11 protein-coding genes and 1 pseudogene are annotated in these 14,619 nt (G+C 60.5%); 5 read left to right on the forward strand and 7 right to left on the reverse strand.

Features of this window, described 5'->3' with window-relative positions; genetic code table 11:
* Positions 1 to 350: 350 nt before the first annotated feature.
* The 4 genes and pseudogenes from BSU04_RS36630 to BSU04_RS49210 form a co-directional block, all read right to left on the reverse strand.
* Positions 351 to 767, reverse strand: a complete 417-nt coding sequence (locus BSU04_RS36630; protein WP_089165113.1) for an organic hydroperoxide resistance protein — start codon at positions 765 to 767, stop codon at positions 351 to 353.
* A 113-nt stretch (positions 768 to 880) separates the two neighbouring features.
* Entirely contained in the window at positions 881 to 1,123 is a 243-nt protein-coding gene (locus BSU04_RS36635) for a DUF4148 domain-containing protein (RefSeq protein ID WP_089165114.1), read from the reverse strand.
* Between the two features lie 474 nt (positions 1,124 to 1,597).
* Positions 1,598 to 1,903: a hypothetical protein gene (locus tag BSU04_RS36640; RefSeq protein WP_089165115.1), complete on the reverse strand. Its 306-nt coding sequence runs from the start codon at positions 1,901 to 1,903 to the stop codon at positions 1,598 to 1,600.
* 166 nt (positions 1,904 to 2,069) lie between these two features.
* A pseudogene (locus tag BSU04_RS49210) lies at positions 2,070 to 2,201 on the reverse strand (LysR family transcriptional regulator); the annotation flags it as partial.
* A gap of 617 nt (positions 2,202 to 2,818) precedes the next feature.
* Between BSU04_RS49210 and xdhA the strand changes: the two are divergent.
* From xdhA to xdhC, 3 genes are read left to right on the forward strand one after another with little or no spacing between them, the layout of a single operon-like run.
* Positions 2,819 to 4,324 carry a xanthine dehydrogenase small subunit gene (xdhA, locus tag BSU04_RS36645; RefSeq protein ID WP_089165116.1) on the forward strand — a complete coding sequence of 502 codons (1,506 nt, stop codon included), beginning with the start codon at positions 2,819 to 2,821 and terminating at the stop codon, positions 4,322 to 4,324.
* Between the two features lie 27 nt (positions 4,325 to 4,351).
* Positions 4,352 to 6,739 (forward strand): xanthine dehydrogenase molybdopterin binding subunit, encoded by a 2,388-nt coding sequence (xdhB, locus tag BSU04_RS36650; RefSeq protein WP_089165117.1) that lies wholly within the window; start codon positions 4,352 to 4,354, stop codon positions 6,737 to 6,739.
* Positions 6,740 to 6,752: 13 nt separating this feature from the next.
* Positions 6,753 to 7,355, forward strand: coding sequence for a xanthine dehydrogenase accessory protein XdhC (gene xdhC, locus BSU04_RS36655; RefSeq protein WP_089165118.1), 603 nt, complete (start codon positions 6,753 to 6,755; stop codon positions 7,353 to 7,355).
* A 215-nt stretch (positions 7,356 to 7,570) separates the two neighbouring features.
* Here the strand turns inward: xdhC and BSU04_RS36660 are convergent, their stop codons facing one another.
* Together BSU04_RS36660 and BSU04_RS46835 are read right to left on the reverse strand one after the other, a co-directional pair.
* On the reverse strand, positions 7,571 to 8,800 hold the full coding sequence (locus BSU04_RS36660) for a lipase family protein (RefSeq protein ID WP_179258562.1): 1,230 nt from the start codon (positions 8,798 to 8,800) through the stop codon (positions 7,571 to 7,573).
* 142 nt (positions 8,801 to 8,942) lie between these two features.
* Positions 8,943 to 9,089 carry a hypothetical protein gene (locus tag BSU04_RS46835; protein ID WP_179258563.1) on the reverse strand — a complete coding sequence of 49 codons (147 nt, stop codon included), beginning with the start codon at positions 9,087 to 9,089 and terminating at the stop codon, positions 8,943 to 8,945.
* A gap of 164 nt (positions 9,090 to 9,253) precedes the next feature.
* On the opposite strand from BSU04_RS46835, the gene BSU04_RS36665 reads away from it, so the two are divergent.
* Positions 9,254 to 10,471 carry an acyl-CoA dehydrogenase family protein gene (locus BSU04_RS36665; RefSeq protein WP_089165120.1) on the forward strand — a complete coding sequence of 406 codons (1,218 nt, stop codon included), beginning with the start codon at positions 9,254 to 9,256 and terminating at the stop codon, positions 10,469 to 10,471.
* Positions 10,472 to 10,544: 73 nt separating this feature from the next.
* Positions 10,545 to 10,889, forward strand: a complete 345-nt coding sequence (locus tag BSU04_RS36670) for a DUF3088 domain-containing protein (RefSeq protein WP_089165121.1) — start codon at positions 10,545 to 10,547, stop codon at positions 10,887 to 10,889.
* A gap of 69 nt (positions 10,890 to 10,958) precedes the next feature.
* Here the strand turns inward: BSU04_RS36670 and BSU04_RS36675 are convergent, their stop codons facing one another.
* Entirely contained in the window at positions 10,959 to 14,570 is a 3,612-nt protein-coding gene (locus BSU04_RS36675; protein ID WP_089165122.1) for an ABC transporter ATP-binding protein, read from the reverse strand.
* Between the last annotated feature and the right edge of the window lie 49 nt (positions 14,571 to 14,619).

Below are 14,619 nucleotides of genomic sequence, written 5' to 3' on the forward strand. Positions count from 1 at the left end.
AGAGGTTGCCAGAGAAAACACGAAATATAGCAAACTCCTGTTCGTACATAACGAGATTGGGGGCAAGGCGGCTGGAATGTCGGCGCGAGCCGGGATCGAGTTTCTATACGGCGGCCGCGGAGGTTTCAACGCCCGGGTGAAGCCGGCGCCGCGATTGAAGCCAGCAGCGAGGAAGCTGAACATTCGATCACGAGTTCCGCAATCTGGTCGCTGCGGTGGGGTTACTCCCTCGGACTTCCTCGAATTCTTACGGGCAGAAAGAAACTCGGCTGACGTAGTGACATGCATTGTCTTGCGGCATCGATCCGGCAGAACAGCGGGAACGATGCCGCAAAGAGCGCGCGTTTGGCTCAGACCACCTTGATCACAATATCAATGTTGCCGCGTAAGGCTTTGGAATAAGGACAGGTCTGGTGAGCGGCATCAGCGAGAGACTGGGCGACTTCCGGGGCCAGCCCGGGAAGGCTGACATTCAGCCGTGCCTGAAGGAAATAGGCGCCCGCAGTCGTACCAAGATCCACTTCGGCGTCGACTGCCATGGCGGTGGGCACGGCAATCTTCAGTTTGGCTGCCGCAAGACCCATTGCCCCAATAAAGCAGGCAGACCAGCCTGCAGCGAGTAGTTGCTCGGGATTGGTGCCGGCGCCTTTGCTCCCGGGAACGGAGAGGGCGATGTCCAGATGGCCGTCATCGCTGTGGGACGCGCCGTCACGGCCGCCCGTAGTGTGGGTCTTGCCCGTGTAAAGGACTTTTTCAAGCTGTGTCATGGTTGACTCCGTATTTGGTTGTGTTGAGCACCGATGTTCCTTGCGAACCTTGTTGCAGTAATCTCATTGCGCTATGTTGTACTAACTGAAGTAGCTCAATGATGAACGCGAAATCACATGCCTCCTCTGTAAAGCGTGCTGTTAAGGTAAGCGAGCTGTCCGTCCCGTTTCGCTTCAACCAGTTCCTGACGAATTTGAGAGCGGGTCTTGGGGGCAATGCCATTGGGGGACGCTGACCAATTTTTTGTCTGAACGACGCTGGTCGCGTCTCCGGCCGCGTTAACCGTACCGGCTGCATGAGCCCATCCGGAGACTGCGCAGACAGCCAAAGCCAAGGTAATCATCGAACGTTTCATATCACTCTCCTGAGAAGGTTTGATCAGTGCCGGCGAATCCGGCGTTGATGCATTAGAACCTCCACAGGTATCCGGTTTGTGTCTCTAGAACCGGGAAAATACCGTGTTTTGTATCGATGCGACTCCTGGATACCTTGGGATACAAATCTGCCAGGTGATGCCCGACGAGGCGAGGTCGCACATCTCCCGCACCGGATGGTCGCGGCTCATGCGATGGTCGAGAATGTCTATCCAGTACTGGGGGGGCGAAGCCAGATATAAGAAAGACAACGCTAAAACAAGCAAGGCCTTGACCCATGGGAGCGCGAACTCCGACGGGTCAAGGCCTTGCAGTGGTCACGTTATTTCGCGCAGACAGATAAGTTGTTTCTTTGTCGGTTTCGCCTCGAAGACAGCGGGCGACAGATCGCCAAAAGTCGGGTACAAGCCCGCCTCATCCCAGATGGCGTGACTCGCCAACCGGGACGGCGTTGATTAGAAATTTACGAATTTTTTCTCGGTGAGTGCCGAGTTCTTGAATAGGAATACCACATGAAGTTGACCGGAGGCGCCACCGACGTAATCCCATCGGCTCAGGTCACCAGCGGAACGGGTGGCGAATGGACTTCCAAGCTTCTCGAACACTTGCGTCTCTGAAGTCCCCACGGGAAACCGTTGATCGAAGCTCTCATGCGTCCAGCCACGTACATGTACTTCGTCATAGGTGTACATTGGGGTGACGCAGCCCCCCAGTCCTGCTAAGCACGCCGTGCTCATCGCCAGAATGGCAAACGCTTTCATGTTGCTCTCACTTCAATTTGGATGCGTTCACGATCTCATGTGCAGGGTTGCAGGACGATCAGACACATCTCAATCCGTCGTAGCCGCGGCGAATTGCTGCATTGCAGGTTCAGGCGCAGCCGATATCTCTCCATCAACGACTTGAGTGACTACGCCCGCTTCCGCCACGCCGCAGCGCGACACTGATGGATGGTTGTGACTGATCGAGCAACGCGGCAGTTCGTGACACACTCGACTCCATCAGCAGCGTAAGTAAAACCTTGATCAGGTAGGAGTCCATTGTTTCTTGGCCAGACATGCGCACACACTGTAATTTGCACGGAAGCTGACAGTATTTTCTCCCCAGGCCTGCTTTTTCCGAAGGACGTTTAGGGACGTTTAAGGACGTTGATGACGATGACGTTCAAGATATATGTTCGAATATAACGCCCGTCAATTTTGGCGTTCGTTCGAAAATTCATGCAATCCCGCCAGCATTGACTCATGCGGTGAATGACATGCTTCGTATGCGTGCGACGCTATGTTGCGTAACCCTCAAAGTTGTCATCATCGTCGAGCATTGACGCTGGCCGTGCGTGTGCGATGTTAGCCACGTGTGGTCAGACCAATTCGAACCGCAGGGCGAATGTCAGCCATGGCGACCGACGGTGGCCCGTAGCGACGGATGTTGTCCGCATAACATCCTGGAAAGACGCGTCGGCCTACCTCCAGCCCTTCCCACCGCCCGTCACTTATCGCCGCAACGATATGACGCGCATATCTCCCCCGCTATGGGTTCAAAATCTTGACAGTGATACTTTTCGAAGCGTCACTGCGGCGGCGGTCAGGCCAGCCGGTAAAAGCCGTGGAACGACACTACAACGACACTGCAACGACCCGAAAAGCAGCAACGCAAACCAACGCGAGCAACGAGACATGAGCCAGCCCATCCGCTTCTACCACCGCAACGCGATCCGCGAAGTCAGCGACGCATCCGTCACGCGCACCGTCCTCCAGTACCTGCGCGAAGACGCGCTCTGCACCGGCACGAAAGAAGGCTGCGCCGAGGGTGATTGCGGCGCGTGCACGGTCGTTCTCGGCGAACGAGACGAAGCGGGCGGTGTCAAGTTCAAGGCGGTCAACGCGTGCATTCAGTTCCTGCCGACGCTCGACGGCAAAGCGCTGTTCACCGTCGAAGATCTGCGTCAACCTGACGGTTCGCTGCATCCAGTGCAGGAAGCGATGGTCGAATGCCACGGCTCTCAGTGCGGCTTCTGCACGCCCGGCTTCGTGATGTCGATGTGGTCGTTGTACGAAAAACACGGCCACGAACATTCATGCGCGAACAAAACCGTGCCGTCACGCGCAGATATATCCGACGCGCTGACCGGCAACCTGTGCCGCTGTACCGGCTACCGGCCTATCGTCGATGCGGCGGTGCGGATGTTCGAAGTTCCAGCGCCAAAGGCGCCGGTCGATATCGCCGCGTTGTCGCGCACGCTCGCCACGCTCGAACGCGACGACACGTTCCGTTACGAACACGCGGGCCAGCGCTTCGATGCACCGCGCACCGTTGAAGAACTCGCGCGTATCAAGGCCGCGAAACCGTCGACACGTATTCTGTCCGGCAGTACCGATATCGGCCTGTGGGTCACGAAACTGATGCGCGATCTCGGCGATATCGTCTACGTCGGGCGAATCAGCGCGCTGCAGAAGATCGAAACGTCGGCCGACTGGATTGAAATCGGCGCGGGCGTCACGGTGGAACGAGCCTACGAAGAACTCGCGAAGCACTATCCCGAACTGAAGGAAATGTGGAAACGCTTTGCGTCGCTGCCGATCCGCAACGCGGGTACGCTCGGAGGCAACATTGCGAACGGTTCACCGATTGGCGACTCCATGCCCGGCCTGATCGCGCTCCGCGCACACGTGATAGTTCGCGGAAACGACATCGAGCGCGTGATGCCGCTCGAAGACCTGTACCTGGCGTATCAGAAGAAGGACATGGCCGAGCACGAATTCGTCCTCGGGTTGAAAGTGCCGACGCGCACCGGCGTGCGCGCGAATCTGCAGTTCCGAACCTATAAGTTATCGAAGCGTTTCGACTCGGATATCTCGGCGGTGTGCGCGGCGCTTTCTTTTATCGCTGACGGCAACACGATTCGCGATCCACGCATCGCGTTCGGTGGAATGGCCGCAACGCCCAAGCGCGCGACGCACGTTGAAGCCGTACTGCGCGATGCCGACTGGCACGAAGCTACCGCGCAGGCAGCGATGCTGGCGCTCGCGAAAGATTACGCGCCATTGTCCGACATGCGCGCGTCGAGCGACTACCGGCTCGAAGCTGCGAAGAACACGTTGCATCGCTTTTGGCTCGAGACACGTCCAGATAATCCGTTGCCGAAATCGGCGCTCGACGTACGCGCAGTGACTGCTTCCTGAACCTTGAAGGACACGGAGAACAACAGAATGAATCAGCAAGCAGAACCGTTCCTGAAGGACATGAAGGAAGCGAAGGATCTTCTGGAAGCAGACTTCACACAGGTCCATGTTTCGCGTCCGCACGAATCCGCACATTTGCACGTCAGCGGCCGCGCGAGCTACACCGACGACATTCCAGTGGTTGCCGGCACGCTGCATGCGGCGCTCGGAATGTCGGCGAAGGCGCATGCAAAGATCGTATCGATGTCGTTCGATGCCGTGCGGGCCACGCCCGGCGTTGTCGCCGTCCTCACCGCCGAGGACATCCCCGGCGTGAACGATGTCGGCCCCATCATTCATGGTGACGACCCGATCCTCGCCGATGGCGTCGTGCAGTTCGTCGGTCAGCCGATGTTCATTGTCGTCGCGATGTCGCACGACATCGCCCGCCGCGCCGCCCGCCTGGCGGAGGTCGTGTATGAGGAGTTGCCGGCGATCCTCACGCCGCAACAGGCGCGTGCGGCGAACGCCCACGTGCTGCCGCCAATGAAGCTCGCGCGTGGCGACGCCGGGGCGAAGATCGCATGGGCCGCGCATCGCGAAACCGGCGAAATGCTGCTCGGCGGCCAGGAACAGTTTTACCTGGAAGGTCAGATTTCGTACGCCGTGCCGAAGGACGACGATGGCATGCACGTGTGGTGCTCGACGCAGCATCCGTCGGAAATGCAGCACATGGTCGCGCATATGCTCAACGTCGCGTCGCACAACGTGCTGGTCGAATGCAGGCGGATGGGTGGCGGTTTCGGCGGCAAGGAGTCGCAATCGGGACTGTTCGCGTGTTGCGCGGCGCTCGCCGCATGGAAGCTTCTGTGCCCCGTGAAACTGCGTCCGGATCGCGACGACGACATGATGATCACCGGCAAGCGGCACGATTTTCACTACACATACGAAGTCGGCTATGACGACACCGGCCTGATCGACGGCGTGTCTGTCGACATGACGTCGCGTTGCGGTTTTTCGGCCGACCTTTCAGGTCCCGTGATGACACGCGCGTTGTGCCATTTCGACAATGCGTACTGGTTGCCGCACGTTTCTATCGACGGGTTCTGCGGCAAGACCAACACGCAGTCGAACACAGCGTTTCGCGGCTTTGGCGGACCGCAGGGCGCGTTCGCGATCGAATACATTGTCGATAACATCGCGCGTTCAGTGGGGCTCGATTCGCTCGATGTGCGCCGCCGGAATTTGTACGGAAAGACTGACCACAACGTGACACCGTACGGGCAGGCGGTCGAAGACAACGTGATTCACGAACTGCTCGACGAGCTTGAAGCCACCAGCAATTACCGCGCTCGTCGCGAGGCTGTGCGCGAATTCAACGCGAACAACGACGTGCTGAAAAAGGGACTCGCGCTGACGCCGGTGAAGTTCGGCATCGCGTTCAATGTGACTCACTTCAACCAGGCCGGCGCGCTGGTGCACATTTATACCGACGGCTCGGTACTCGTGAATCACGGCGGCACGGAGATGGGCCAGGGGCTCAATACGAAGGTTGCGCAGGTAGTCGCGCACGAGCTCGGCATCCGTTTCAACCGTGTCCGCGTCACAGCAACCGACACGAGCAAAGTCGCGAACACGTCGGCGACCGCGGCATCGACCGGCAGCGATCTGAACGGCAAGGCGGCACAGGACGCCGCTCGCCAATTGCGCGAACGGCTTGCCGCGCTGGCCGCCGAGCACTATGGCGAGGACCAAGTCGATGCGCGCGACGTGCGTTTCGTGGACGACCGGATTGTGGTTGGCGACAAGGCGATCCCGTTTGACGAAGTGATCATGCAGGCGTATCGCGCGCGGGTGCAGTTGTGGTCCGACGGTTTCTACAAGACGCCGAAGCTCTACTGGGACCAGGCGAAGATGCAGGGTCGACCGTTCTCTTACTACTCCTATGGCGCGGCGGTTTCTGAAGTGGTGATCGACACGCTGACCGGCGAAATGCGCGTGTTGCGCGCTGATGCATTGCACGACGTGGGCGCGTCGCTCAATCCGGCTTTGGATGTGGGGCAGGTCGAAGGCGGTTTCATCCAGGGAATGGGCTGGCTGACGACCGAGGAATTGTGGTGGAACGCGGGCGGGAAGCTGATGACCCATGCGCCGTCGACTTACAAGATCCCGACTGTCAATGATTGCCCGCCCGTGTTCGACGTCCGGCTGTTCAAGAACCGCAATGCGGAGGACAGTATCCACCGGTCGAAGGCTGTCGGCGAACCGCCCTTGCTGCTGCCGTTTTCGGTGTTCTTCGCGATCCGCGATGCAGTGGCAAGTGTAGGCAATAACACCGTGAATCCGCCGCTCAATGCACCTGCGACCAGCGAGGAAATCTTGAAAGCAGTGGGCGCCGTTCGCGCTTCAGTGGCTGCAGCTGCTGCCGCTCGTTGATTCGAGGCTTGCCATGGAAATGCTTCGGGATTCTGTCGTCATCGGCCGCCGTAGCGGGTTGTCGACGTCGTTGGCTGCACCGCCCACGCCTATCGTCCTGTTTGGCGCGGGGCACGTCGGGCATGCTCTTGTCAAGTTGCTGGGCATGCTGCCTTGCGTGGTTCAGTGGGTCGATGCACGGGACGAACTTTTTCCCGAAGAAGTACCCTGCAACGTACAGGTCGAAGCAACTGATACGCCGGACGCGATTGTCGATTCGGCGCCTGCCGGCGCTTGTTTTCTGGTGATGACGCATGACCATTCGCTGGATTTTTCGCTAGCGATCCGGATCATGCGACGCAACGATTTCGCTTACTTCGGCATGATCGGGTCGAAGACGAAACGCGTGAAATTCGAGCGGCGATTGGTCGATCGAGGTGTGGACCCTGGACGATTGACGGAGATGACCTGTCCTATCGGCGTGGAGGGGATTGTGGATAAGGCTCCGGCTTCTATTGCCGTCGCAGTCTGTGCGCAGTTGATGCAGGTCAGGGTTTTATCGCAGTATGGCGCGCGGCTATGCTTGGGGCGCGAAGACGAACGGATTTATGGTGAACCGGCGACTGCAAAGGCGTAACCGTCCTGAACGCAGCGAATGGAGCGCCGTTGGCATCGCCTTCCGGGGATCGTGGGTACGTTGATCACATGCGCTTCGGCAAGCCGTTTTCCAAGCGAGTCATATTCCGACTTGCGCCGTATGCCGAGAATTCATAGCCCCACAGCGGTGGCATCCAGGGTCAAGGTCCTGTCTTTCCGGCTAGCGACAGGTCCTCCTTCCACGAATGAATCCCGCTATGGTTTCGGTAAGGATTCGCAATTCCCGTGAACCCGCTCGCCCGCAAATGCCCTTGCGACGAACTGTGTGGAATCGGGAAGCGAGCCGTTGACGGTTCCGGAATGGTCAAGCTCCGGATAGAAATGCCATTCGATCCGGTCGCCAGCTTTGCATGCGTTGGTGACGAGCGCGACCTGGCCAGGCACAAACACGTCGCGATCCTTTCCACCCGTTCCAATGAAGATCGGGATATCCGACTTCAGCGTCGGATACGCCGCTTCGCGGCTGATCGCAGCAAGCGCCGGCTTCGGCGAGCGCTTGAAGCTGCTGTCGAACGTAAGCCCGTCCGTAACGATCCTCTGTTCAATTGCGTGCAAGCATGCGCGCTGACTGGTTTCGAACGCCGGCATCGCGCGGTCGTTCAGGTAGTCAGCGGGCACGAACGACGGATCGAGCAGCGTTGCGGTGCTGAGTCGCAGCATGTCGTACGCGAAGGTCGGGACGATCGACCTGCGCGCGTTCGCCAGCTCCGCGTCATCCGCACGCTCATGGACAGCCGCGTACGGCGTGCCGGTCGCGACCACACCGACAATGTTCAGCTCGGGCGCATAAGTCTTCGCATAGACGGCCGTGGCGAATGCGGCGCGCCCCCCTTGCGACTGCCCGAATACGACCACCCGCGCCGACAGGTCGAAGCCGCCACGTATGACCGCGCGGATGCTGTCGAGGACGCCGTACGCGAGAGGGCGTGTGAGCCCGTATGGATGCAGGCCGGGTGTCCCGAGACCCTGGTAGTCAGTCGCGACGATTGCGTAGCCCTGCGCGAGCCAGTAGTTCAGGTAGCGCGTGTCGCGTTCGCTGCGGCCGGCGAACGACGGCGCACACACGTCGGCGCTGCCGACCGTGCCGTGCGCCCACGCCATCAGTGGCCAGCCGCCTTGGGGCGGCGTTCCCTTCGGCACAAACAGCGCACCGGACACGACAACCGGCATGTGGTTGTCGAGACCGTCGGTCGACGTATAAAGGATCCGGATATTCCGGCCGGCTTCCGTGAGGCTTTGTTGTGGCGTCAACTCCTCGGTGCGCAGCATTTGCCCAGGCGTTAATGGCACTTGGTCGGTCCAGGTGTCGAACGCGGAAACACCGCCGTCGCCTATGACGGGCAGCGGTGCGGCAACTACTACCGATGCGCCGATGGCAGTCGCGATGGCCAGCATGAATAGTCGTCGGAGTTTTGCACTAGACATCAGATGGTTTTCCTTTGTTTTGAGGTGGCATGGGCCGACTATGCGTTCCACCCGGACATCGAGGATGGTGATACCAGTGATTGATTTTATTTTAAGGTCGTTACATTAGGTGAAGGCGTTTCCATGACGGTTGAAGCCCTTTTCAGCCGATGAGTTGCGGGGAAACTTCCCAAAGGCGTTCAGCGTTGGCGGCATCAAGGGCGTAAGGCGCGACATCTCCACTGAAATCTGTCGGCAGCTTGGTGACTGCGGGCGTTTCGGCGCAATCCTCGATCACGCTGGTCTTCACAGAACAATGCATATGCAAAGCTGAAATCGATAGAGCGACGCAGTGAACCCGCGACTACATTATTGCGCTGTCACAGTGAGATCTACCCTCGGGATAACAGTTCAAGTGACGTCTTGCCGACTGCGCGTTGTAGGCCCGGTAAGCTACTAGAAGGATTGAAAGTTATGAATGCACCCTCTGAAGTTCCAGCAACGTCACGACTGCATGCTGCGTTGGCCGCGCTGCCGGGGCTGGCACATGAAATAGGCGAGGACGCCGCCCAGCGCGAGGCGCGACGCGAATTGCCGTTCGATGGTTTCGCGCTGTTTCGCCAGTCCGGCCTGGGCTTGCTGCGACTCCCGGTCGAATGGGGCGGACTGGGCGGTTCGCTGGAAGACCTCTTTCATGTGATCGCAACCCTCGCTGCAGAGGAATCAAACGTAGCTCATGCGTTGCGCATCCATTTCGACCTGACCGAGTCGCTTCTTCTTTCACCGCATTCAGCGTTCAACGACACGCAGATCCAGCGCTTGCTGGACGGCGCGATATTCGGGGGCGCTTCAACCGAGCGCGGCACATCGAGGCCGGGTGAAATCGGCACGATATTACGACGCGACGGCGACAACTACCGCGTGACGGGCAAGAAATACTACTCGACCGGAACGGCATTTTCCGACTATGCGCGCATCAACGTGCAGGATGAAACGGGCACCAACGTGGTTGCCGTCGTTCCTGTTACTCGAGAGGGCATCCAGGTACTGGATGACTGGGACGGCATGGGCCAGCGAATGACCGCCAGTGGCAGCCTGGTTCTCGACAACGTGCAAGTCTATGCAAGCGAAGTCGCACCGCGCGGCAATGCGACCCTGGCAGCGCGGCATGGCGGGGCGCTGCGGCAATTGCACCTGGTCGCGGTTGCCGCCGGCATCGTCCGCAACATTCTTGCGGATGCTGAACACTACGTGCTCAAGCATGGACGGCCAGTGCTTCACAGCCCGGCGGCATCCGCGCGTGAGGATCATTTCATCCAGCAGGTAGTGGGCGATCTTGCGGCCCACAGTCACGCGATCGATGCATTGGTGCAGCAGAATGCGCGCGTACTGGACCGCTCGGCCAACGCCATCCGAGCCCAGGCTGACGATGCGGAAGCATTAGTGTTGCAGGGCGCGCTGGCTACGGCCAAGACACAGTTGGTAGTGAGCAAGCTGGCGTTGCATGCGGGAGAACGTTTGTTCGAAGCGGGCGGGGCGTCTGCCACGTCGCGTGTGCACAACTTCGATCGTCACTGGCGCAACCTGCGCACGATCTTCAGCCACAACCCGCTGCTGCACAAGGCGCGGGTGATCGGCGGTTATCAGTTGAACGGCGATACCACGCATCTGACCGAAGGCCGCGTGTTCTGAAGATTCACAGCGACGCCGTTTCAATGAAGCGGAGTCGCTCAATTCGTCTCTCTTCTTCGAGGATTATCAAATCGTGAGCCAAGACCTTTTACTGCTGCTGGAACCGGGTTTCGCCGATCCGAAATATCCTGGTGAGCGTTTCATCTGCCCGGATGGCGCACCTATCGAGGGCCTGCTGGCCAGCGATCCGTCGAAAACCTCACGCCTCGATATTCATCGTCTGCCGTTTGCGCGCCCGCGCGAGGCGGTCGTCGCTGCGCTTGACGAGGACCACCAGAGCTTGCCCGTGCTGATTCTCGGAGACGAGCATCCCGTACCCGCCGATGCACAGACGCTCGGCGACAGACGCTTCGTGACCGACACGCGTCGTATCCTGGATTTGCTCGCCGAGCGCCACGGTTTCCCCAAGGTCCACTGATGAACCGGGAGCCAGCCGGCAGCGATGGCATATCGCTATAACCAGCCTTGGCGCCCTGGACCAATCGCTTCATGCGGACCGCTGCAAGCCGTTGCCAACCTGTTGCCGGTTGACCAGCTGGGCATAGACCGAGTTGTTCGCGAGCAGTTGCGCATGGGGACCCGCTTCAATCACCGAGCCGTGGTCCAGCACGATGATCAGATCGGCCTCGCGTACGGTCGCGAGACGGTGCGCGATGATCAAAGTCGTGCGGTTGGCCATCAGCGTTTTTAGCGCGGTATGTACTTGTGCTTCGCTGATGGCGTCCAGATGTGACGTTGCTTCATCCAGAACCAGTACCGGGGCGTCCTTGAGAAAAGCCCGCGCGATAGCAACACGCTGACGCTGGCCTCCCGACAATTGCACGCCCCGTTCACCAACCCGCGTGGCGAGTCCTTCAGGCAGCGTCGCCACGAAGTCGCCAAGCGACGCCTGGTCCAACGCGAGTCGTAGTGCTTTCTCACTGGCGTCAGGCCGGGCGAGACGGATGTTGGCCTCAAGCGTGTCGTTGAAGAGATACGTGTCCTGTGACACGAGGGCAACGTGAGAGCGTAGCGAGTCGAGCCGCAAGCGCCGCAAGTCGACACCATCCACTTGCACCGAACCTGCGTCCGGGTCCCAGAACCGCAGCAGCAGATTCGCAATGGTGCTCTTGCCGGCGCCAGAGGCTCCCACAAGCGCCGCGGTAGAGCCGGCACGCACGCAGAAGGACACGCCGTTTAATACGGGTTGCGTGCGCTCGGCGTAGGCGAAACGCGCGTCTGCAAAGCGAACCTCTGAACCGCCCGGCGCGGCCTGCAAGTCGCGCTCTCCGTCGAGCACTAGAACCGGCTCGTCATGCACGACCCTCAACCGCCGTGCCGATGCGATCGTATCGGCCAGTTGCCTGCCCACCTGCGCGATCTCCGCCACGGGCATGAAGGCTGCAACGGCGAGCAGAATCAGCAACGGTAGCCAAGCCGCAGAAAGCTGCCCGGCCGAGACGAGAAACGCGCCTCCTATCGCGATTGCCAATCCGCCGAGGCCGGTCGCGACATCCAGTAGCGCGGTTTGCCGAGCCAGATCCGCCAGCAACGCGAGCCGGGTCACGCTGTATTCGCGTGCCAGCGCCATGAACGCTTCCCGCCGGCGCCCGGTCGCCTGGAACGCGAGCAGATCGGACAGACCCTGAATGGTCTCGGTCATATGCGCGCCGAGCAGGCCCAGAGATTCGCGTGCCTTGCTGCCCAACGCATCGATACGGCTGCGCCCGCGCACCGGCGAGAGCATGGCGTACGCCAGGAACGGCAGCAGCCCGAGCGCAAGCGGCCACGCGGCCAGTGCGAGCACGGTGATCACCGCAGCCGGGACGAGCACCGCGACGATCGCCGGGGCGACCGTATGCGCATAGAAATATTCGATGGTCTCTACGTCTTGCGTGGCCAACGTGACGAGGTCACCGGAGCGGCGGCGAAGCAGGTAGCCAGGCGCGAGGCGATCAAGCTGTGCGAACAGGCGTATTCGCAGATCCGCGAGCAGCCGGTACGCCATGTCGTGCGCGAGCCAGGATTCAAGCCAGTGCAGAATGGCCGCCAGCGGGGCCACGAGCAACAGCCACATCTCGATCGTCTGATGCGGGCTGCCGGCGCGCAGCGCGGCGACCAGCCATGCGCCCAGCACACCGACGCCAATGAAGGCCGTCACTCGCCCGACGCCCAATAGAATGGTCAGCACCAATCGTACTCGCCAAGGGTGGATCGCCGTGACCAAGGATGCAAGGGTCGCCTTCCAATCCAGGGTTCTCGCATCGGCATCGAGCTCGCGTGGACCTTGTACGGTATCTTCTTCCGTCTCGGCTGTTAGCGCGGGTTTCGTTCCAAACGCCGCGTCAGGCACGCCTGGCTGACGGCTGGTGGTATCGGAGCGCAATGCCGATACATTGTCAGGCGTCGCTTGCGCCCCCATCAACCGATGATAGAGCCCGCTTCTTTTCATCAGTTCGTCGTGCGTACCGGTCTCCGCGACAAGGCCGTCGTCCAGCACGAGAATACGATCAGCGTCAATCACGCTCGATAGCCGATGCGCGAGAATCAGCGTGGTGCGGCCTTGCATCAGACGATCCAGCGCCCGCTGAATCAGCGCCTCGTTTTCCGCATCGACCGCCGAGAGCGCTTCATCCAGGATCAGGATCGGGGCATCGCGCAATAGTGCCCGGGCAATGGCAAGCCGTTGGCGCTGGCCGCCTGACAACTGAACACCGCGTTCGCCGATAGAGGTCTGATACCCGTCAGGCAGGCCCGCGATAAAGTCGTGAGCGTAAGCTGCCCGCGCGGCCGCTTCCACTTCTTCAACGGTGGCGTCAGGGCGACCTAGCCGAAGGTTTTCCTCGACGGTCCCCGCGAACAGCATGGTGTCCTGCGCGACTACTGCAATCTTCGCACGCAGCGCGTCAGGGTTCAGTGTACGTACGTCCTGTCCCGCAATGCGGATACTGCCGCTTTGAGGATCGTACTGGCGCAACAGCAGGCGCACGATCGACGACTTGCCGGCGCCGCTTGGCCCCACGATGCCGATGCGCTCGCCAGCCGCCACCGAGAATGTCAGCCCACGGTGCGCGAGACCCCGGCCGCCGGCATAGGCAAAGCTTACGTTCTCGAAATCCAGCGATGCCGGAGTGTCGCCCAACTTATCCGTGCCGGCTTCAGGCATGGACGGACTTGCCTCGAGCAGCGAGCGAATGCCCGCCGTCGCGGCCTGCCCGAGCATGCCCTGGTGCAAGACACTGCGCAGGTCGCGCAGCGGCCGGAAAATCTCCGTCCCCGCCATCAGGACGATCAGGAGCGTGGTCAGGCCCATCTGCCCGTGGGTCACGCGCCACGCGCCAAGAACGAGCGCCAGCGCGGCGCCCAGCGCTGCCCCAAGATCGACGATACCGCGTGTAAGCAGGCCTGCAGCGAGCACCCAGAAGGTGTTGTCGGAGACAGCGCGTGCCTGCGCGGCAAGGCGTTCGCCCCATACGCGGCTTTGCCCGAACGCTTTGAGCGTCGGCAGGCCCTGGACCGCGTCGAGAAACGTTTCACCGAACTCCTTGAATGCCTGGGCGCGTGCAAGGCTGGTGCGGCGTTCATGCATATGCACAGCGATCGGTCCGAACAACGCCACCAGCGCTGCAACCAGCAGCACGGTGGCCACGGGCAGATCCCAGAACGCGATGAAACCGAAAATGGCAAACGGGGCGCAGAGGGCCACGGCCAGTTGCGGCAGATACTGCCCAAAGAAGGTCTGCAGTTGCTCGACGCCGTCGATGACCGACAGCATCACGCCTCCCGTACGTTGCTCGGCGAACCAGGCCGGCCCAAGCGTCACGATGCGGTCAAACAGTTGGCCACGCAGGGTTTCCTGGGCTCGTGCTGCGGTGCGACAGGCGATGCCCGCGCGCCAGTGATCCAGCAGCGCGCGCACTACGATAGCGGCCGCTACGGCCACGGAAGGCGCAATCCACGATTGCCACGGACTGCCGCGCAAGACCAGTGCAAGCAACTGGCCGAGAAACACAAAGCGGGCGATCCCGGCCAGCAGGGCCAGCAGTCCGACGACAATGCTGAGCAGCATGTGCCCGCGTAACCCTTTAGTCAGTTGCCAAAGGCGAAGATCGAAATACATCAGGGAGACTCCTCAAGGTATTGGATCATCGTGGCATGGACCCGCGTTG

Origin of the sequence: Caballeronia sordidicola (assembly GCF_002220365.1) — a bacterium.
GTDB classification, from domain to species: Bacteria; Pseudomonadota; Gammaproteobacteria; order Burkholderiales; family Burkholderiaceae; genus Caballeronia; species Caballeronia sordidicola_C.